This is a genomic window from Paenibacillus sp. FSL W7-1332 (genome assembly GCF_037969785.1).
Lineage (GTDB): Bacteria > Bacillota > Bacilli > Paenibacillales > Paenibacillaceae > Paenibacillus_AQ.
Window position 1 is genome coordinate 4,042,233 of sequence record NZ_CP150209.1, and the last position, 19,968, is coordinate 4,062,200.

Here is a 19,968-nt window from a genome sequence, read left to right on the forward strand (position 1 = left end):
CGAATCGCTTAATATACGCCCTGCTCGCCAAAGCGCTTGGACAGCCTGTTGGCGGCCATAACCAGCACGAGACCAACCAGTCCCTTGAAAACGCCAACCGCGGTGGAGAAGCTGTAGTCCGACTGTTGAATACCCTTGTAATACACAAAGGTGTCGAGCGTATTGCCGATATGCATGTTAAAGGCGTTCAGCTGAAGGAACACCTGCTCGAAGCCGATCTCCAGCACGTCACCGAGTCGTATGATCAGCATGATAATGATTGTGCTGCGGATGGCGGGCAGCGTAATATGCCAGATTTGGCGGAAGCGTCCAGCGCCGTCCATGACGGCTGCCTCGTACAGAGCCGGGTTAACGCCTGCGAGCGCCGCCAGGAAGATAATCGTCCCCCAGCCGGCTTCCTTCCATATGACCTCCAGCACCAGAAAGGCACGGAAATAATCGGGTTCGGTCAGAAAAGGAATCGTCTGCTGCAGACCGAACAGCTCGCGGAGCACATCGTTGACCAGACCTTCATTGCGGAAAAAGATCGTCACGATGCCGACCACCACGACCCAGGACAGAAAATGCGGCATGTAAACGATGGATTGCAGCCCTCTTTTCAGGAGCGGATTGGCCACCTCGTTCAGCATGATAGCCAGAAAGATCGGTGCCGGAAATGCGAACGCGATTTGCAGGAAGGAGATGGTCAGGGTATTCCAGATCACCTGGATCACCTCGGAGCTTTCGAAAATACGGGCAAAGTTCGCGAATCCGACCCAAGGACTCTCCGCAAATCCCCGGAACGGACTGTATTCTTTAAAGGCAAGTGATATGCCCAGCATGGGCAGATACCGGTACACGATAAAATAGAGCAGGCCCGGCAGCAGCAAGAGGTACAAATAACGGTCCCTCCACATACGAGTTTGGATTCGTTTCCATGCGCTCGCTTTGGCAGGAGCCGGTTTATTGATTTTCGAAGTCACGGTTTCCACATAGCTTCTCTCCCTTCCGCCTGACCACCTCTGCCGATGTTCATAAGATTCCATTCATAATAGCCGGGTGGCGTGGTTTGTTCGACTTCCACGCCGGCAGTTATCAGCTTCAGCTTGAAGAGAACTTCTACCGGATGGGGATTATGCACGAAGCAGGTTGAATCGCGGGCATCGGTGTATATGCTTAGAGGCAGTTCCGCCTCGAAAGCGATGTCCCCGCCGGACAGACGCTCCGCCTTCCACAAATGAAGCTTGCCGGCACCGGAGATGTGGGCGGTATCTCCCAGGAAGGTAATGCCCCGGTAGCGTGCTTCAGCCGCGTCAGCGCAGAACAGCCAGATATCCTCCGCCCTATTCTGCCTTACCACCGTAAAACCGTAGGTAAGGCTGCCGGCATTCTGTTCCTTTTGACGGATTTCCAGCCTTTCACCATATTGGAATCGCGGGTTGATCAGCGTGAGAAACCGCCGTCTTTTTCCCGTCGCGCCACCGACAGCAACATAAGGACCGTAGCTCTCCGCCCCTGGGTATTCACGGAGGGAAAGCATCTTCTCCTCGGGAAAGGGGAACATGAGCTGCAGAGCGGCCTTCTCCCCCTGGAATACAATGGAGTCACTTTCCAGGTTCTCGCCCGGGGCCTTGGGCTCATCACCGTCCAAGACCGCCGAGGTCGTATGAAACAGCAGTTCCGCCTCATCTGAATCCTGATGCAGTTCCACATCATCCACGACGACGTAATAAGCCGAATCGATATGTATGACAGATCGCTGGTAGCCTTTCAGCAGCCCTCCATAACTTTCGGTAGCGTCCCCGACAACCGCCTCAAATGACGGTAGCAGCAGTTCCTCCCGAAGATCGCCTCCTCCCAGGTGGAGCTGTCCCTGACCCTTGACGAGCAGCGAATTGTGTCCTACCGTGCCGATAGTGTAATCCGCCTTCGGACCGGGTACATAATCCTGATAGCCAGGATTGGTCAGCAGCCATTCTCCGCCGACATTGATCACCAGATTGTTCTGGTCTCTGTGATTATGGTCCTTCGCCGAGCTGCTTGAGGTAAAGCACAGCAGATGATCTTCATCCCCCCATCCTGACCGCAGAGCGGCCCAGCCTACGCTCCGGAAGACCGCTGAAGCACATGCGCCGTACAGCTCCGACGGGCTCTTCGGGGAGGTCTCTTTCCGCAAATAAAGAAGCGAATTGTAATGTGCCGCTGCATGCTTCTGCAAGTACCACACCGCTGCCGGATGGCCGTAATGGGTAGCTGTCATGGCCATGAGGTATGTGATATCGAGCTTGGAAAACGAATCCGACAGATTCGGGAACGAGCTCTCCTCCCCCGGCGCCATCAGCCGAAAAAAACGCTCGGGAAGCTCTTCCCGTAAATACGGGTCCTGTACCAGGCTGTCATCGCCGCTGATTCTCCGGTAAAGATCCGCCGCCATCCAAGCATGTCGTGCTGCCACATTGTCGTACAGCAGCCCCTCTGTTTCGCCGGACACCCGTTTTCGTTCCAGATAGCTTCGAAGATAAGTAAGTCCGGCGTTTAAATATTTGGCGGCAAACGAGATCTCATCCATGATAGCCGCCGCACCGTACACCATCGCCACCTGCTTGGCTGCGACAATATTGTGCATATCGCTGCTTCCGATATCGATGGCCAGCGGCTGCAGTCCTTTTTCCAGAATGGCTTGGCGAATGGATCGCCGCTCATCCTCCGTTAGAAGACGGTGAATCGCATCATAGGCACTCGAAACGCCAAGCAGCAGGTGGGCGTTGCTCAGATTTCCTTCTGCACCCCGCTCGTCAAACTCATACCATTTACCGAAGGAAGTCAGGGACAACAGATGCTCCTTCACTCGCTCCGCATATTTTCTTTCATTCGTCACTAGGAAGGACGTGGACATGACGACCAGCCGATCCTCAATCGCTCTGGCATACATCGTCCAGAAGGGGAAGAAGGTATGTCCTTGCGGTTCGGGCGCCCGCTTCGGCTCTGTCAGAGGCAGCTCAACCTTCCACTGCTCCGATATGGACGGATACAGCACCTCGAAGCTTTCTTCCTCCACATAGGCGTCCGCTTTTGCCAAATATTCCTCCCATAGCCGAGATGCATCGATGATCCTCGAAGAACGGCCCTCGCCCGGCTTAATCCGTTCCCGAAATGCCTTGAGTTCTTCTTCCGAAAACAATATTCTCGGATGGTCCTGCAGCTTCATGACTGAATCCATACCTGCCGGCTGTACCCGCACCTTCCAGCTGCACGCTGATGGGCTATCGCCCTGGGAATATACGGATACCTCCGTCTCGCCCGGCTTCAGCCCGGTTATCAGACTTCCGTTCACCCCAAGTGTCTCCGGATCGCTGCAGGTAATTCTATACGCTGAATCCGATTGGGGTTCTAGTCTCCCGCAGGGCTCCGCTAGCATGAAGCTCAGCCGGTGCTCTTCCCCCGTCTCCAGCAGCGAGGGCTTTATAAATTCCGTTCGAAGCATTAATCTCAGCTCCTCCGTTAATAAGTGAGTTTCATACTGTACAACCGACCAAGAAAACGCTGTCATAATTTAATGGCGAACAATACCCAATGGAGGTCAATCTGCGTTTATACCCTTCTGGGCAACTCGCTTACTTTCGGCCTCTCATTTACATACATGTATATTACTTGTATTTTAAATGATCTGTCAATTCAAATTTTTGTCGTATTTACTCCATTGCGAAGGTGAAGCAGCACCAAATGTTCCAATTGGTGCTGCTTCTTTTGCAGTTCCGAACTAATTAACGGTAACTACGCATTCCGCCGTCTTGCTGCCGTCTAAAGTTGTAACCCTAATAACCGTCGTTCCCGGCTGCAGGCCTTTGACGACTCCGGTAGCGCTGACAGAGGCAACGGCGCTATTGCTGGAGGTCCACGTGACGTTCTTTACTGTTGCAAATGATGGATGAACCTCCGCTATTAATTCGGCCGTTTGATCAACGGACAACTCCAGCGTGCTCGCGCTCAGACGCACCTCGGTAACCGCAGCTCTGTTATCCTCGATCACATGGCGCCAAAGCTCATTATTGGTCACAAAGTACAGGTTGCCCATGTTATCCCGCGACAACCAGGCAGCCTGGTTTCTCATGACGGTTAATGTTTTGTCGTCAGGATGGATGGAGAACAGCTTACCGCTCATCGTTCCATAGACGAGGCCGTCTTTCCCGATAACGAGGCTTGCATCTCTCCACTGTCCGCCCGCATCCGGAAACTTCTCGTCCTGATATATCACCTCTCCTGACGACGGATCATAGATGAACAACGTTCCCATGGCAAAGCCCCAGATGTTCCCGTCCGGACCTTCTATCAGCGAGGTGATAGCTCCTTTTCCTGGAACTGGCACGATCTCTTTTTCCTTTATTCCTCTCGCTATATCCCATACAAATAACTTCGCTTCATTTTCGGTCGGTGTGCTGCCGAGGCCTCCCCGGATGGAGCTGCCTGCATAAATCTTTCCATCCTTGTAGGCCAGGGATACGATGCTCTGATTCGGCACGATCTGCGTATGAACCGACAAATTCTTGGTGGCCGGGTCATAAACACTGAAGGCTCCACCTAGCTTCCCGTAGTCCGGAACTGTGCCGATGAACAGCATGTTTTCCGCTCCTAGCATGGCAAATGGACGATCCTGCAGATGCTCGGTTTTCAAATCAAACAGCTTGTTCACGGTTCGGTTGGTACCGGAGCTTCTCCACGGCTTGTTGGTATCATATTCAAAAATATTTGCGCCCGGATAGGTACCGAAGTACATTTTGTCTCCAATGGAAGTCATCCCTTCAGTCTGCCCGATCGAGTTGTTGGTGGAAAGGCCTGTGTCCGGATCATAAATGCCCATACCGCCGGGAAGGAATCCGCCGGCATAGATTTTGCCGTCCGGCCCCTGCCCGGTAATATGCAAATCGATCGGTTGCTTTGGCAGCGGCATGATGGCCTGTTTCAGCGTGCCACGCTCCAAATTGTATTTGATTACTTTGGCCGAATTATTTCCGGCAACGCCGATCAGCGTCGGACCAGGATAATCGGGATCATCAATCATAGCTGAGCCCCAGCCAATCACGTTGGAGACAAAATTGATTACTTCACTGCCTGTGTATATCTCTTCCACTTGGTTGGTCGACAGATCATAGCTTTTTAGAATGCCGCCGTAGGTAAAGTATACCTTCCCTTCGTGCGGCTCGGACACACCTCTGGAGTGGATAAGCTCATCGTCTTTAATCACCGCACCGGTGATTTTGTCCAACACGATCATCTTGTAGCCTGGGTCCATCTTCAGGAACAGCTTATCGCCGGCGATGTTCAGATCATAGGTGCTCGTCAGATTATACTGTGCCGGCATGATGTTGGTCTTCTGATCGGTGTTCAGATCATGGCGAATGAGGTAGTTTTTCGTTCCGCCGCCTCCGACGTACAACATGTTCTCTTCCTTGTCGTATGCCACGCTCCGCGGATAAATCTGGCCAGGCACAGGGTTGCCGAAATTCGTAAAGCCTTTTACCGGGTCATATTCAAACACCGAACCTGACGGATAGACACCGCCGTAGATTTTGCCGTCCACTCCCGGGGTCAGCTCGAAAAACTGAGTGGTTGGGCTGGCCGTGCCCTCGGCCGGGTCTCCCAGATTGACGATCGTATCGGTAGACGGATCATACCGGTAAAGTGAAGCGGTGCCGTAGGAACCGAGATAAACCATGCCGTCCGTAGCTACGGCCATCCCCCAGGCTCCGGTTGCCCCCGGCAGATCGATCGCCTGTATCGTCTCCTCGGTCTGAATATCGACGACAACGAGCTGGGCCGGATCGCCGACCTGAACCATATAAGCGACATCGCGTCCGTTTTCTTTTCCGAATACAGCCCGCATGACATAGTTGTTATACACCTGGATGCCCAGATTTTGATAGGCAGGAACGACTTCCACCGATTCCTCGTCTTCAGCCAGCACATCACCGCTTTCGCTGTCGATCAGCCGGTAGCTGAAGGTGTACGAACCGATTTTCGAAAATTTGACGCTCCAATCCTTGGTGGAATGGTAATCTGCTGGCAGCTCGAAGCCCGGCCTGCCGTACTCCCCGTTGTTCAGTATCGACTGATAGTGTCCCTCTTCGTCCTGAACGGTGAAGATCATATCTCCTTCTCCTTGGGTCTTGGAAACCTGCAGATAGGCACGCTTAATGCCTTCTGTTTCGCGGGCTTTCGTGGAGATCGTGACGGGCATAGACAGGTTTTCCCCTACGCCAGCCTGATCCAGATCCATGATCTCGATCTGATACTGCGATTGGCCCGAGGTCACATTGACCTTCTTCGCCGTGGCAGCAACCACCGTTCCATTTCGGCTGATGACTTTATAGGACACGACATATTCTCCCGGCTGATCGAACTCTACCGTCCAGTTCGAGGTGTTAGAATATTGCGGAGGCAGTCGGAATCCCTCTTTATGCAATTTCGAACGGTCAGTGAAGGATACCTCCCCAGCTCCTGGAACCTCGGCAGAACTATAAACCGCGTGCCCCGGCCCGCTTGTATCCACTTCAAAATAAACATTTCCATAGGTTGCAGAGGCCGTCTCATAAGTGGCAAGCGTCACGGTGTAATCAACCAGGTTACCTACATCAACCGTGTCCGGCAGCGTTAGGTCCAGACCGTACGACGAGTGTGCGGGCTTAGTGCTCCCCTCAGCATCGGCGCCCGCCGGCATAAACAGCTGGGGAAAAATCATTGCGAAAGCAAGGGTCCACGTCCAACCTTTGGATCGAAACAATCTGAGCTTCATTTCATCAATTCTCTCCTTTGGGTAAATAAAATGGTAGCGCTTTCAATCCTGAAAACATAACTTTACTTTCTGCTCTCCTGATATGTATGTGCTATCCCCCTCCTTATCGAATACATGTATTTAACATGTATTTTATGATCATAAGTTACCACGTATCAAGGGGCAGCGTCAACGCCTGATTCGCTGCTTTTCCTTTCATCCCAATATGGTTATCTCTTTCTATTTACCTCATTTTCAGGACGAGGACTTGGTTTCAAAAACAAAAAGCCGCTAATTTAGCGACTTTCGAATGATATTTGGTTCGTTCTTGTCTCTCGACAGCTACTTTAAGCTATACGGTTTTCTCCTCCTCCTCTACAGCAATTACCTCCCTTGCTGCTTCTATGAAAGATAATATGATAGGTGAAAGCCACTTATCTTTATGCCATGACATTTGTGTATACACGTGCAAGTCCGGAATTTGCCATGGAAGGGCAACAAGTACGCCCCGTTCAACTTCGGCTTCCGCGACGATCTCAGGAAGAAAGGCAATGCCGATTCCCGTAATTGCGCATTGTTTAATGGCTTCGGCACTTTGAAACTCTAAATAAGTAATACTATCAATGCCCTCTTTCTCAAACGACCGGTCAAACATGGTTCGATAGGGACAACCCTTTTCATTCGTCAGAAACACTTCTCCGTGAAAATCTTCCAGCTGCAGCACAGTGCGTTTTGCAAGCGGGTGGTTCGGAGCGGCGAATAATCGGAAAGTTTCTTCCACCAACGGCTCCACCGCAAGTCCGCTTGAGCGAATAGGTTCGTCCAACATAAAGACGACATCCGCGGTTCCCTCAAAGAGCGTTTGCTTGAGTTCCTGATTGGGAACGGAGCGGAAGATGAGGCGCACGCCCGGATGGCGCGAACGAAAACGTTGAAAGACAACGGGAAGCCGATAGGCGCAAAGAACTTCGTTAGCGCTAATCGTTAGAGTGCCGCTTAAGTTATCATTGTCATGTACGACGCTGCGTGCTTCGTCCAATTTGTTTAGCACCCCTTCGACTTGAGTCAAAAAACGCTTACCCGCAGTCGTCAGAACGAGCTGCTTGCCCAAGCGGTCAAAGAGACGAACACCAAGTTCATCCTCCAATGCTTTCATTTGCATCGTGACGTTGGAGGGGACATAGTTCAGCACTTCCGCAGCCCGACTAAAATTTAAAGTTGTGGCAACCGTGCGGAACGTGTTCAGTTGGCGCAATTCCATCATACGATCCCCCTTTTACCTTTTTACCTTCAAAATTATTGAATATTGCTTTGAAATCCATTCACTTTTATTGAGAGTATCACGGAACTATACTAACAACAAGAACTACATTTTAAATATATGGTTTCATTTTGAAGGGAGTACACAATACGATGGATTATGAGATTTTTAATTTGGGTGACGTTACCTTGCAATCCGGAGTGACGTTACCGAACGCTTTTCTTGCTTATAAGACTTATGGACAATTGAATGAGAAGAAAGATAATGTCATCGTCTATCCAACGGCTTTTGGCGACCACCATGTTCAGAATGAGTGGTTGATTGGAAACGATATGGCGCTAGATCCGAGAGAATACTTCATTATCGTACCAAATCTGCTGGGCAACGGATTATCTTCGTCACCCAGCAACACGCCTCCCCCATTCGACCGGGTTAATTTTCCGCAGGTAACCATCTATGACAACGTTAAGTTCCAGCATCGGCTGGTCACCGAAAAATTCGGCATTCATAAGATTGCACTCGTCGTTGGATGGTCCATGGGAGGCATTCAAGCATTCCAGTGGGGAGCAAGTTATCCAGACATGGTGGAACGAATTGCCCCCTTCGCCGGTGTTGCAAAGACTTGGCCTCAAACGTATGTCGTCTTGGAAGGGATGAAAGCTGCACTCTTATCTGCAGTCGGCTCCAATTCAAGTAAACTAGACCAGTTGACTTCTGCTGACATGCGTGCCGTTGGTCGTGTCTATGCGGGATGGGGGGTATCCCATGCGTTTTACAGAAAGGAACTTTATCGTGAGCTGGGATTTGACGCATTGCCGGATTTTGTGGCTGGTTTTTGGGAGGAAAGCTTTATGCAGATGGATCCGCACAATGTCCTGGCCATGTTATGGACAGGGCAGCATGCAGATATTAGTGCAAACCCCTCTTATAACGGAGATTTCGATAAGGCGCTCAGAAGCATCAAAGCACTTGCGTGTGTGATGCCAGGGAGCACGGATCTTTTCTGCACGGCGGACGATAACGAATACGAGGCTAAGCTTATTCCTCATGCTGTGTTTAATCCGATCGAGTCGATCTGGGGACATTTTGCTGGTCGCGGTATCAACCAAGCCGATAATAAATGTATTGATGACAACCTTAAACGCTTGTTGGCGCTTAGTACAAACGGATAGATCATCACTCGATGCTACAAAATATCAATTCATTTCTCAAACTTTATTTTCTAAGTATGGTTGAAACATGGCTCTCGTCTGTCATAACTCTCATGAAGTAACGACCCTGCACGATCGTAATATGAGGTCACCAGAACTTGCTGGTTGACCTCTTTTTTTGTAGTGTCCTTTCACGTTCGTAATAAAAGCCATGCCTGAGGCAGGCCAAGCCAAAAACCCGAAGCTGGCATTACGATAGCGCCGATTAAGCAGACACTTAGCAGCATCCAACCGAGAACTGCGGGAGGAACGATCCCCTTCTTTTTAATCAGCCAATCCACCATATAGCCAAGCAACATTAGCAGAAATCCAAACATCGTGAACCAGAACGCGGTTCCACGATCCCACTGATCATCCGCCACTGTACCCCACAAGCCTTCAGTGATGAGGGGGTGTAATTGACTTGCGTATGCAAAAAGTCCATAAATCACATGCAGTAACCCGGTTAACATAAGCATCAGGCCAACATGGCGCTTTGCCCCACTTACCATATTGTTCCCTCCTTTTCTTCATAGCGATCAAGGCGCTGACGCCGAGGATCCAGTCGATGTGCTGAACTGTATGAATCCCGGCACGATCCGTCTGATTTCTGCGTCAGGGAATAGTGATCTCCTAATTCGCAAACGGCCTGACCAACGTCCGTTGGGTCAGAATGCCATGAATCAACGGCTCTCCGATTCCTATGATCCGCGCCACTATTAATGCTATGTCATGCCAATTCACCTCAATACGTATCAGCAGCCGCAGCGGTCATTGCATATTTAGTACGATTTCGTAATAAATAATAAAAATAAAGTGTCGAACTGGAAAAAAGTCACTGCTAGATCTTGGAATTTACCCGATGATAGCTCTCGATACCGGTCCTCGAACGTAGCGGCGCCCCCATTCCATCCGGCGACTTCTTTTTAGTACGAACTCGTAGTAAGTGACTGCATCAAATTTAATACGTTTTCGTAGCAATGTCAAGATGCAAATGCCGTAGTTATTTTGTGAATAATCTCTTTGCGACCATTTCATTCGTCTCTAGGTTAATTGCTGCGCTATCTCCCAGACATGTCCTGCCGGATCCATGAAGGCAGCAGTGCGTACTCCCCAAGGCCGGTCCATTGGACCGTTAAGTAGAGTTACGCCATGTGGTTTCAATTCATCACACACTGCATCTACATCATCCACCCGGATAGTAAACTGGAAACGAGATCCGGAATCTCGGTTTGCGACTGTTCCAGGATGGATCAGACCATATGCTTCAGAAATATCCAGGAGATTTATGCTCATATTTCCGAAGTTGAATACCGCAGAAACAGCGTCTTCATATACGACGGATAATCCGAATACTTCTTGATAGAACGCCCTCACTCTTTGCAAATCCTCTACAAATAAAGTTATCACATCCATATTCAAGGATCCTAAAGTTTTCATACATAGCCCCCTTCACATTAAAATTAAAACTCAAGTTTTAGATCCAGTTCGACCTTCTGCCGTAAGTGATGGCGGAAATGCATACCGACCAAATCGAACCACTCCCGTGCGTTGAGCCACCCAAATCCCTCATGTCTGACTTTATAATTTGGGTTTATTGCATTTAAGTTTTCCTCCCATTCATACATTCTCTGAAGCACCGTATCGAGTCCGCGAATGAGATCATCCACGGTTTCCGAATTACTTGGGGTATTCTCAGGCCCATCCGGTAATCTGATTTTTATCGGAGGAAATGAACCGGCGCAAAACAATTGATAACCAGCCTCTGTCTTTCCTTGCAGTTGCTCTTCACTCATGGACGCACATCTTTGCACTTGGTCAAGGTAATCGAGAGCAGTGAGGATCATATGGTCATACATTTGGCCGAGTGACCATACGCCTCGATCAGATACATGTCTTAATTGGTCGATGGAATACTGCTGCAGATTGATCTTGTATAAATCGATTAGTTCCGAATAATTCAATTGCCTCACCTTTCCATCATGTCAAATCAACTCATTCTCATCCTATTACAGTAGATTATTGGATATTTCTTTTTATTTGCTATTTTGTCTTACTTTTCAGAGTCAAGCAATTTCACAATTCAGGCATGGCTCATAATAGTATATGTATCCTTTAATATTGGAAATTAGTTACTGGGCAGTTGGATGTCATGCCAACCGCTTACATCACATTGGCCATATTCATTATCGCCTACAGCCACCACCGTGCCGTCCGATTTTACGCCGAGAGTATGAACGCACCCCGCAGCAATTGACACAATATCGCGCCAGCCGCTTACATTACATTGGCCATGCTCATTCCAACCCACAGCCGTCACCGTACCGTCCGATCTTAGGCCGATGGTGTGATGACTACCCGCCGCTATCGCCAGAATATCGCGCCAGCCGCTTACATCGCATTGGCCATGCTTATTCAAACCCACAGCCACCACCGTGCCGTCCGACATAAGCCCGACAGTATGAAGGTACCCCGCCTCTGCAGCCACAATGTCGCGCCAGCCGCTTACATTACATTGGCCATAACGATTGTTACCCACAGTTGTCAGCATTCCATTCGATTTAAGCCCGACGGTATGCCAGTCACCAGCCGCAACCGCAACCATATCACGCCAGCCGCTTACATTGCATTGGCCTTCATGATTTCGACCCACAGCCACCACCGTGCCATCCGATTTAAGCCCGACGGTTCGACGCCAACCCGCCGCAACCGCCACGATGTCACGCCAGCCATTTACATTGCATTGGTCATGCTTGTTCCAACCCACAGCTGCCACGGTGCCGTCCGATCTAAGCCCGACGGTATGAGCATTACCTGTGTTCGTCGCCATATGAACATTCCCCGCCGCTACCGCCACCATATCTCGCCAGCCGCTTACATCACATTGGCCATATTTATTATCCCCTACAGCTGTTACCGTACCGTCCGAATTAAGTCCTACGGTATGACGGCAACCCGCTGCTATGATATCTTTCGGAATTGTCCATACCTTGCTAAACCCAAGTTCACCCTTTTCCATTAAGCTCTCCTCCTCGTTTGTTCTTGCTAACTTCGATCATACAACATTCATGCAAGTACTCGTTTGATATACCCATAATCCTTGTGGGGATGGCTGTAAATCTCATAATGTTGTCATCATACTTCAGAGTTTGACTTTAAGGAAGGTGTAGCCAATGGGACAAAATACCTTTATACCGTAACCAATTTCCAAAGGACTTCTCGTTAGCACCACCGCATTGAGAAAATATGAAGATCTAAGTTTGGTGCCGGGCGTACCTCGTACAAACAGTAATAGAAGATATTATACACCTTAGCTCCCGAACTGAATTGCTTGCGTTAGAGATGACTTTAAGGTTTATACTTATTCCTCACCATGAAATGATTGGAGGAATAAATGATATGGCAGAAAAACAAACGGCTGGACGTAATTTACTCGGTGAGTTTGCACCCAAATTCGCTCAACTCAATGATGACGTCTTATTTGGAGGAAGTTGCGGAGATCATTACCGATCTGTCATTCTATGCAGTATGGCCTAAGGCTTGGTCAGCATTTAACATCGCAAAAGCCTGGACATATTATCACTCCTTCATCCGTGGCCGGACTCAAAGCTTACCCAGGCGGTGCGGTTTATGGCGCAACAAAGTGGGCTGTTCGGGATTTGATGTAAGTGCTGCGCATGGAATCAGCCCAAGAAGGTACGAACATCCGCACAGCAACGATATATCCCGCAGCAATTAACACGGAATTGCTGGATACGATTACGGATAAGAATATTTCTGAAGGAATGACTGCGTTGTACGAACAATATGGTATTACACCCGACCGGGTTGCCAATGTTGTCGCATTCGCGATTGATCAGCCAGAAGATACGAACGTTAATGAATTTACAATTGGACCGACAAAGCAACCTTGGTAATACTCACAAGATAAAGCGAAGAGCTATTCAGCTACTAAAGATCAAGCTGTCGAGAAGACCTCGGCAGCCTGATTATATGTTCATAATAAAAAGACCCTCAAAGAGAGCCTTTTTAGGTCAGTGCTAAGAATATTGATTAAGGGTGATTCCGCTGATGGTTTTGATAAAATAAACGTCGTAATAACATATAACCTTGCACATAATGCTGCCATTATGGTTGAAGAAGGCATTTGTTATGCAATAACGCTTGATAAAATAGTGAATACTTCTAGTGATAGCAGCCTTTGCTTTAGACCGCTAGAGCCAAAACTTGAATCAGGCTTAAATATGGTTTGGAAAAAACATCAGGTCTTTTCATCAGCTGCCGAATTGTTTTTAAAAGAAATTCAAGCGAAATTCAGAAATTTATTATCAGATGCGTAGAAAGACCTTTCTCGGGAAGGCAGATTACTGCCCTCCCTTCACATTACTTGAGAATTTGTCGTGAAAGTCACTTCTCCACAATCTGAATTAAGTTACCGCAGGTATCGTCGAAGACTGCTATTGTAAGCTCGCCCATTTTTGTCGGCTCCATAGTAAACTTTACGCCTTGTTCCAATAATCGTTTATACTCTTTATTGATATCTGCAACGCCAAACATGGTTGCTGGGATGCCATCGGCAAATATCTTCTTTTGATACTCCTTGGCTGCAGGGTGGTTATTCGGTTCGAGTAAAAGCTCGGTACCATCCTGCTCATCGGGCGAAACAAGCGTTATCCACCTAAATTCTCCCACGGGAACGTCCTCCTTTTTTACAAAACCAAGCTTTTCTGAATAAAACTCCAGTGCCTTGTCTTGATCTTCCACGAATATACTGATAACCAATATTTTCATACTGTTATTGCCTCCTTTGATATTTGCGACGTTGGTGCTCTGTTAACAATCTGACTCTAAATAGAAAAAACCATACATTCGTCAGAAGAAAAAGGCTGTTCTTGAGACAGCCTTTTTCTTGTAGCTTATATATGGAGCGATTTTCATGCATCGCCTCGTCCTTTGCCAAGTAAGGGTTTCGAAACGCAAAAAACGTGGTCGATTTCCAGTATCTCTCTGCAATAAGACTGATCTCAATTTCATTAAGTCTCCACGAGATTATCCAGCAATAACTCCCATCTTTATCCTTCTGATGCCTAATTATTGCTCGTCGTTAAGGTATGCGCGGATGACAATGTCTTGGTCGTGATTGCCGAATCCGGCACCATAAAGCGTCAATCCCCCTGCGTTAACCGCATGCTCATCAACCGCGAAACGAATCGTCCAGAACGGTTCCCACAGCTTGATATCCCCGAGGGTCACCTCCGACATTCGTTCATTATCCATGTATGTACCCGATGCATCAATCCGGATCGTCTTCAACAACCCGTATTGATTCACGTTTCGATGCCACCAATCAGGTGTAAATCTCCCTCGCGCCGCTCTTCCGAAATCAGCCGGACTTGTCCATGTCCCAAGAGGGATCCCGTTGAATGTAAAATCAATATCCGATGGCCAATGGTCTCTTAAACCTGGAGCTTCCGAAGCAATTTCCATGGCGATTTCAATGTATTCAGCGGATTGATCGGCTAGTAAAAAGTTAGGCATTTTGTACTCAACATAGCCCCACCCAAACCACAGAATGGCGGCGTGTACCCGTTCGGAGTCGAGAAAGTACCGCGGGTCGTCCCACACTCCGATTTCTTTCTCGCGCGTACCAAGCCCGCAAGTCGGATGGATCTCAAAAGCGGTGTAATGACCGACTGAAATACGCTGCTCCCTAATCTTCACGGGTTGGCTGGCAAAAGGCAGCTCAATCTCGATGGTTTTTGGTTTGAGGAAACACATTTTGTGCGTGCCCCCGCCCTGCCGCACCCTGCGACTTCCGATGAGTCCGGCTTGTTCGAGTTTCCGGATGTGCATCGTGACGATCGATGGACTGAGCTCCAATCGATTGGCAATATCCTTCACATTCATTTCCTGATCGGCAACGAGACGCATGATGTTCCATCTGACCTCGCTGGCTAACGCTTCGTATAACGGCATGAATTTCGGTTCCCCGTTTGCTTTGATGATCATCATAATCTCCTCGTATCTGCTGAAATCACATATATATTAATTTAATGGAATTAACATGAATCTTCAAACCAAATCCATTGCAAGACTTTAACCCATGGTGTTTAATTTCCTTAGCTGCTAATCACTTTAGATTTATATACATATGAATTTATGAAAGAGGTGGATCGATGAAATACCATAACCCGGTCATTAAAGGATTTTATCCTGACCCCAGTGTATGCAAAGTAGAAGATACTTATTATTTAGTATGCAGTTCCTTTCAGTACTTCCCTGGTGTTCCGATTTTTGAGAGCAAAGACCTGATTAACTGGAAGCAAATCGGTCATTGCCTAACCAGAGAGAGTCAGATTCAGCTCGGCAAGGTAAGCAGTTCCGGCGGGGTTTTCGCCCCCACGATACGGCACCACAACGGGAGATTCTACATGACCACGACCAACGACACCACGCGTCAAAATTTCTATGTATGGACGGACGATATTTACGGTGAATGGTCCGAACCGATTGATGTGGATCAAGGGGGGATCGATCCCGATTTGTATTTTGAAGACGGAAAAGTCTTCTTTATGAGCAACGGAAAAGACGATAACGGGATTGGCGGCATTGTGCAGTGTGAAATTGCCATTGAAACGGGCGACAAGCTGTCGCCAAGTCGTTCCATATGGCAAGGAACGGGCGGACGATATTTGGAAAGCCCTCATATGTATAAAATCAATGGCCGGTACTACCTTATGGCGGCTGAAGGCGGTACGGAATATGGACATATGGTCACTTATGCACGGGGGGATTCGATCTCCGGCCCGTTCGAAGCCTATCCGAACAATCCCGTATTGACCAATCGCAATCTGGGCGGTTATGAGCTGCAAGGCGTTGGTCATGGCGATCTGATCCAAGATAACGGCGGCAATTGGTGGATGCTCCATCTGGGTTTCCGTCAAATTGGCCAATGGCTTACCTACCATCATCTTGGTCGCGAAGTTTTCCTTACACCGGTAACTTTTAACAAGGATGGCTGGTTTACGGCAGGACATAACGGCACCGTCCTCACGAGTTTTGAGACCGATCGGATCTCAAATCATGTCGTCCAGCAGGAGAAAAAAACCTTTACGTTCGAGAACACGGACTGGAATCTGGACTGGTGCTTCCTCCGCCATCCTGCTGCAGAGAACTATCGGTTAGAAATCGATAAGGCACAGCTTAAAGGGACCGGAGTGAGCTTGGATATGCCGGGGTCGCCCACATTTATCGGCATTCGCCAAAGAGACTTCAACGCGGAAATCTCATGTGACGTGCAGCTTACGAGCGGAGAAGCCGGCATCACGCTTTATTTGGATGAACATCATCATTATGATTTAGCCATACGTAAAGAGGAGACCGGTTTTAAAGTGATCGAGCGCCTGAATATCGGTGACATTAAATCCATTGAATCTGAAGTAGAACTGGGGAATGTCAATCATGCGACCTTAAAGATACGGGCAAGTCATGAGCGCTACAGCTTCTTCATTCACGATAACGGCAAGGACATACTCCTGGGCACGGCACAAACCAGATACCTTTCCTCTGAGGTTGCGGGAGGATTTACAGGCGTACTCATCGGTTTATATGCCTTTGGAGAAGGCTCAATGGCTGAGTTTTCAAAGTTTACGTGCGATTATTTTTAAAAAATTTCCCTGAACGGGTTATCAAAAAAATAAAAAGCCGGTTACTCAGGATTATCCTGGGTACCGGCTTTCATTGTAACCATGTTTTTTTATTTTCTTCAAAAAATCAACCATGATCCTAATAAATTCATCCGGCTTTTCAAAATGAATATCATGCCCGGATTTAATCGTGTTCATCTCATTTCCTTTTAAAAGGCTGTGTACCTTTTCAGCATCCTCATCACGGTTTGCCGCATAAAGCACTCCATCTTCGCCAAATTGTGTGGCTGCCTTAATATATACAGAAGGAGCGTTTATTCTGGACAAGGTTTCCTCCTGATTAAATCCTTTAAACCAATCACCTGTATAAAAAGTCTCAGCAAAATCGAGGTCAAACTGGTCTAAATAATGTGTGCCATGTATCCATTTATAGGGGACGTACCATAATTTCAACGGCTCACCGGGATGTGCTTTCCGGTACCCTCTTGTACTCCTTGCAATAAGTTTTCTTAAATCGCCAAACTTTCCCCATAAATAACTGTTTTCCATATAGTACACGACATAATCATCTTCAACGGTTTGATTCTTAAAGTTATGGATGAGTTCAAAACTATCAAGCCAGACAAATGTTTTCTGCATTTCATGCGGCTCCACACTAAAAAACGGCGGGTCCTCCAAAACAATGCCTTGCACGGCTTCGGGTGCATTAGCTGCAATCCATGCTGCTAAAATACCGCCGGAAGAATGGCCTGATACCACGGCTGGTTCACCTATGACATTTTCAATAAACCAAACAAAATCCTTTCCCATAGCAACAGCTGTATATTTTGAAGCATCATGACTAGACTCTCCATGCCCGTGACAATCAACTGCAAATACATGATAATATTGAGCGAGCTCCGGAAGTACTCTAGCATAATCTTCCCACAGCATGGACTGCCCGTGTATTAACAGAAGAGCCGGTCCATGAGCTGGTCCTTCAGCGTAATTTAATATCGTTCCATCATCAAGAGTCACCTGTTTTTCTATGTAGCCGGCACGATATGTTTGCTCTAACGGTTTTTTATCATAATTCATAATTTGATAAGCATAAATGACTAGGGTAATTGCGACAATTACACCGATGATTGCAAGTACCAGTAAAATTACTCCTTCACTATGTATCACTCCCTCTACTCCTCCTCCGAGAATACTTCAGCTTGGATTACCTTCACCAAAAGCCAGTAACCTATTTCGCATTATACTATTCTCATTCGGATTATCTACCAATCATCGGTAACATGAATTGTTATTTTGAGTTATCATTCCATTGCGTCGACCACGGCATGAATCTTGGTCGTCAATCCGCCCCGTGATGTCCGATCGCTTGCTTGGTCCCCTTTTGGGCTGGCCCCATGCTGGTGGACTCGGACAATCGTTGTATCAATAAGGGAGCATGTTGTTCCATCATTTATAATAGCGAGGTTGCGAACTTCATCTCGGGAAAGCGGGTATCCGGTCCATTCATTAAGTTTCCACCTTGATTTTTCAGATACATGTCGAAGAAATCCAGCATATAGGCATTAATAACGGAGCTCGCTCTTTCAGGTGCAATTTTTCCTGTAATGCCCAGTATTTTGAAAATGGGAGAAATGAACTGGACATCGGCAAAATTCAAATGCTCCGTATGTTCAATATAGAGGACTTGTCCCCCTTCGCCGACCGTTTCGCGCATCCGTTTAAGCTCCAGCTTTTTATCTTCCGTTACTTGATCCATCCACTCTCGTGTTGAGCCCATACGGTCAAGCTCCGCATCCGTGTAAACTCGGTTTTCCCTCACCATTTGTAATTGTTCAAATCCGCTTTCCGAGTGGATGAATAAAAACGGCTTTTGCAGACCCTCTCTGTCACGCAGTCGGTAAAGCCCTCCGTCCAAGTCAATTCCAGCCGTGATTCGCGGATCGTATGAAGCGTCATAGGCCGTCGCTCCGCCGATGGAATGACCAAACACCCCGACATGTTTGAGATCAATCTTCCCTTTAAAACGACTTGGAATCTGCCCCGATTGGATAAGCTCGAACTGGTCCAGCGCAAAAGCCACATCATCTGTTAAAACTTTTCCCAATATGTCGCGATTTCCGCTTTCGGTCCGATAATCGTGGTCGGGCGAAAATAAGTCGTTGGTTGTGCTGGTCGTGATTTGACTGTCCGGAAACTCAGTTGCAAATGTATTGAAGGTGTGGTCGATCACGGCCACGATATATCCGTGACTCGCGAGATTTTCGGCTTGCGACGTATGGAGGAACCTGGAAGAGCCGAAGCCGGGATTCGCAAGGATCAGCGGGTATGAAGTCTGTGCTGAAGAGACTTCGGCCCCAGAATAAGCATGACTGGATACGTACTTCAAGTGTTGAAAAGTAAACCCGGGAAGGCCATAGTTCGCAGCCATATAACGTAAAATTCGGGTATCGGGAATAAAGGGAGCATACTTGCCGGAGCCAGCTTGGGCCGGATACCATACCTGAACCATCAATTCCCTCTTGCCTGTCGCGGTTGTGCCAAATGTCTCCTCCCGGCTTGAATCGATGAAATGAAAGACTTGTGTACTTACCTTCAGCTCGCCAGTTGGCTCCGGAAAGTTGAATACGGGAAACACATAGAGGAAGCATCCCGTTGCGATTAACCCAAATCCGATAAAAAGGCGGCCCAGCACCCTACGGATTCGCGAAGCAGTCTGAACGACTGCCGGTGTTTTGAAAGCGTCTATCAGTGAAAGAATAAGCATCAGGAGCGTAAATCCATATAAAAATAAAAGCTGAACCCTGTATCCTTCGACAAGCAAATGGATCACCAAAAAAATGGATCCTGCTCCGCTTGTCAGGAGCAAAGCTGATCTTCGGATACGCTGATTAGCAATGAACTGGAATGCCAACAAACACGCACTCGAAAAGAATAGCAGCATTTCAAAAAACCTCACGTCAACTCCCCCTTAAAAATAATCCTATCAAGGGAGTATTTTAGAGGAGCAGCCAGGTTGGCACCATTGATTTAGATGACAATTACCTTACACGCTTGTAAGGTTGCACGATGATGGGTGCAAGGCCCGGATCATCCAAGGAAAAAAATGACCGGCGGTTCGACCGG

The 19,968-nt window shown here is 48.0% G+C and carries 14 protein-coding genes and 4 pseudogenes; 5 read left to right on the forward strand and 13 right to left on the reverse strand.

All coding sequences use genetic code 11. From position 1 onward, the window contains the following. Positions 1-8 precede the first annotated feature (8 nt). The 4 genes from MKX98_RS18015 to MKX98_RS18030 form a co-directional block, all read right to left on the reverse strand. A complete protein-coding gene (locus MKX98_RS18015) occupies positions 9-971 on the reverse strand; it encodes an ABC transporter permease subunit (RefSeq protein ID WP_220685041.1) in 963 nt (320 codons plus the stop codon). Continuing rightward, complete coding sequence (locus MKX98_RS18020; RefSeq protein ID WP_339217571.1) at positions 959-3,463, reverse strand: heparinase II/III family protein; 2,505 nt, start codon at positions 3,461-3,463, stop codon at positions 959-961. Before MKX98_RS18020 ends, MKX98_RS18015 begins: the two co-directional genes overlap by 13 nt. A 276-nt stretch (positions 3,464-3,739) precedes the next feature. Further along, positions 3,740-6,769 (reverse strand): Ig-like domain-containing protein, encoded by a 3,030-nt coding sequence (locus MKX98_RS18025; protein WP_339217572.1) that lies wholly within the window; start codon positions 6,767-6,769, stop codon positions 3,740-3,742. Positions 6,770-7,100: 331 nt separating this feature from the next. Then, positions 7,101-8,009: a LysR family transcriptional regulator gene (locus MKX98_RS18030; protein ID WP_220685038.1), complete on the reverse strand. Its 909-nt coding sequence runs from the start codon at positions 8,007-8,009 to the stop codon at positions 7,101-7,103. Positions 8,010-8,161: 152 nt separating this feature from the next. Here MKX98_RS18030 and MKX98_RS18035 point away from each other — a divergent pair, with 152 nt between their 5' ends. Continuing rightward, complete coding sequence (locus tag MKX98_RS18035; RefSeq protein ID WP_220685037.1) at positions 8,162-9,181, forward strand: alpha/beta fold hydrolase; 1,020 nt, start codon at positions 8,162-8,164, stop codon at positions 9,179-9,181. Positions 9,182-9,351: 170 nt separating this feature from the next. On the opposite strand, the gene MKX98_RS18040 is transcribed toward MKX98_RS18035, so the two are convergent. From MKX98_RS18040 to MKX98_RS18055, 4 genes are all read right to left on the reverse strand, one after another. Further along, the gene (locus tag MKX98_RS18040; RefSeq protein ID WP_194542990.1) at positions 9,352-9,711 is read right to left on the reverse strand and encodes a DUF6463 family protein; all 360 of its coding nucleotides are present in this window, start codon (positions 9,709-9,711) and stop codon (positions 9,352-9,354) included. A gap of 532 nt (positions 9,712-10,243) precedes the next feature. After that, positions 10,244-10,639: a VOC family protein gene (locus MKX98_RS18045; protein ID WP_339217576.1), complete on the reverse strand. Its 396-nt coding sequence runs from the start codon at positions 10,637-10,639 to the stop codon at positions 10,244-10,246. A gap of 23 nt (positions 10,640-10,662) precedes the next feature. Then, a complete protein-coding gene (locus tag MKX98_RS18050; protein WP_339224499.1) occupies positions 10,663-11,058 on the reverse strand; it encodes a DinB family protein in 396 nt (131 codons plus the stop codon). A 269-nt stretch (positions 11,059-11,327) separates the two neighbouring features. Then, positions 11,328-12,218, reverse strand: a complete 891-nt coding sequence (locus MKX98_RS18055; protein WP_339217578.1) for a chromosome condensation regulator — start codon at positions 12,216-12,218, stop codon at positions 11,328-11,330. 380 nt (positions 12,219-12,598) lie between these two features. Here MKX98_RS18055 and MKX98_RS18060 point away from each other — a divergent pair. The 3 pseudogenes from MKX98_RS18060 to MKX98_RS18070 all read left to right on the forward strand — a co-directional run. After that, a pseudogene (locus MKX98_RS18060) lies at positions 12,599-12,685 on the forward strand (gamma-carboxymuconolactone decarboxylase); the annotation flags it as partial. 71 nt (positions 12,686-12,756) lie between these two features. Next, positions 12,757-13,116, forward strand: a pseudogene (locus MKX98_RS18065) (SDR family NAD(P)-dependent oxidoreductase); the annotation flags it as partial. Between the two features lie 159 nt (positions 13,117-13,275). Continuing rightward, positions 13,276-13,539, forward strand: a pseudogene (locus tag MKX98_RS18070) (LysR family transcriptional regulator); the annotation flags it as partial. Positions 13,540-13,606: 67 nt separating this feature from the next. Here MKX98_RS18070 and MKX98_RS18075 read toward each other — a convergent pair. Both MKX98_RS18075 and MKX98_RS18080 read right to left on the reverse strand, forming a co-directional pair. Next, on the reverse strand, positions 13,607-13,990 hold the full coding sequence (locus MKX98_RS18075; RefSeq protein ID WP_339217580.1) for a VOC family protein: 384 nt from the start codon (positions 13,988-13,990) through the stop codon (positions 13,607-13,609). A 300-nt stretch (positions 13,991-14,290) separates the two neighbouring features. Continuing rightward, positions 14,291-15,205, reverse strand: a complete 915-nt coding sequence (locus MKX98_RS18080; RefSeq protein WP_339224501.1) for an ArsR family transcriptional regulator — start codon at positions 15,203-15,205, stop codon at positions 14,291-14,293. Positions 15,206-15,375: 170 nt separating this feature from the next. Here MKX98_RS18080 and MKX98_RS18085 point away from each other — a divergent pair, with 170 nt between their 5' ends. Further along, positions 15,376-16,866: a glycoside hydrolase family 43 protein gene (locus tag MKX98_RS18085; RefSeq protein ID WP_339217582.1), complete on the forward strand. Its 1,491-nt coding sequence runs from the start codon at positions 15,376-15,378 to the stop codon at positions 16,864-16,866. 51 nt (positions 16,867-16,917) lie between these two features. On the opposite strand, the gene MKX98_RS18090 is transcribed toward MKX98_RS18085, so the two are convergent. The 3 genes and pseudogenes from MKX98_RS18090 to MKX98_RS18100 all read right to left on the reverse strand — a co-directional run bounded on the left by MKX98_RS18090 (position 16,918) and on the right by MKX98_RS18100 (position 19,801). Next, complete coding sequence (locus MKX98_RS18090) at positions 16,918-18,012, reverse strand: alpha/beta hydrolase (RefSeq protein ID WP_339217583.1); 1,095 nt, start codon at positions 18,010-18,012, stop codon at positions 16,918-16,920. 140 nt (positions 18,013-18,152) lie between these two features. Further along, positions 18,153-18,275: pseudogene (locus MKX98_RS18095) on the reverse strand (IS5/IS1182 family transposase); the annotation flags it as partial. 20 nt (positions 18,276-18,295) lie between these two features. Continuing rightward, positions 18,296-19,801: a dienelactone hydrolase gene (locus MKX98_RS18100; RefSeq protein ID WP_339217584.1), complete on the reverse strand. Its 1,506-nt coding sequence runs from the start codon at positions 19,799-19,801 to the stop codon at positions 18,296-18,298. Between the last annotated feature and the right edge of the window lie 167 nt (positions 19,802-19,968).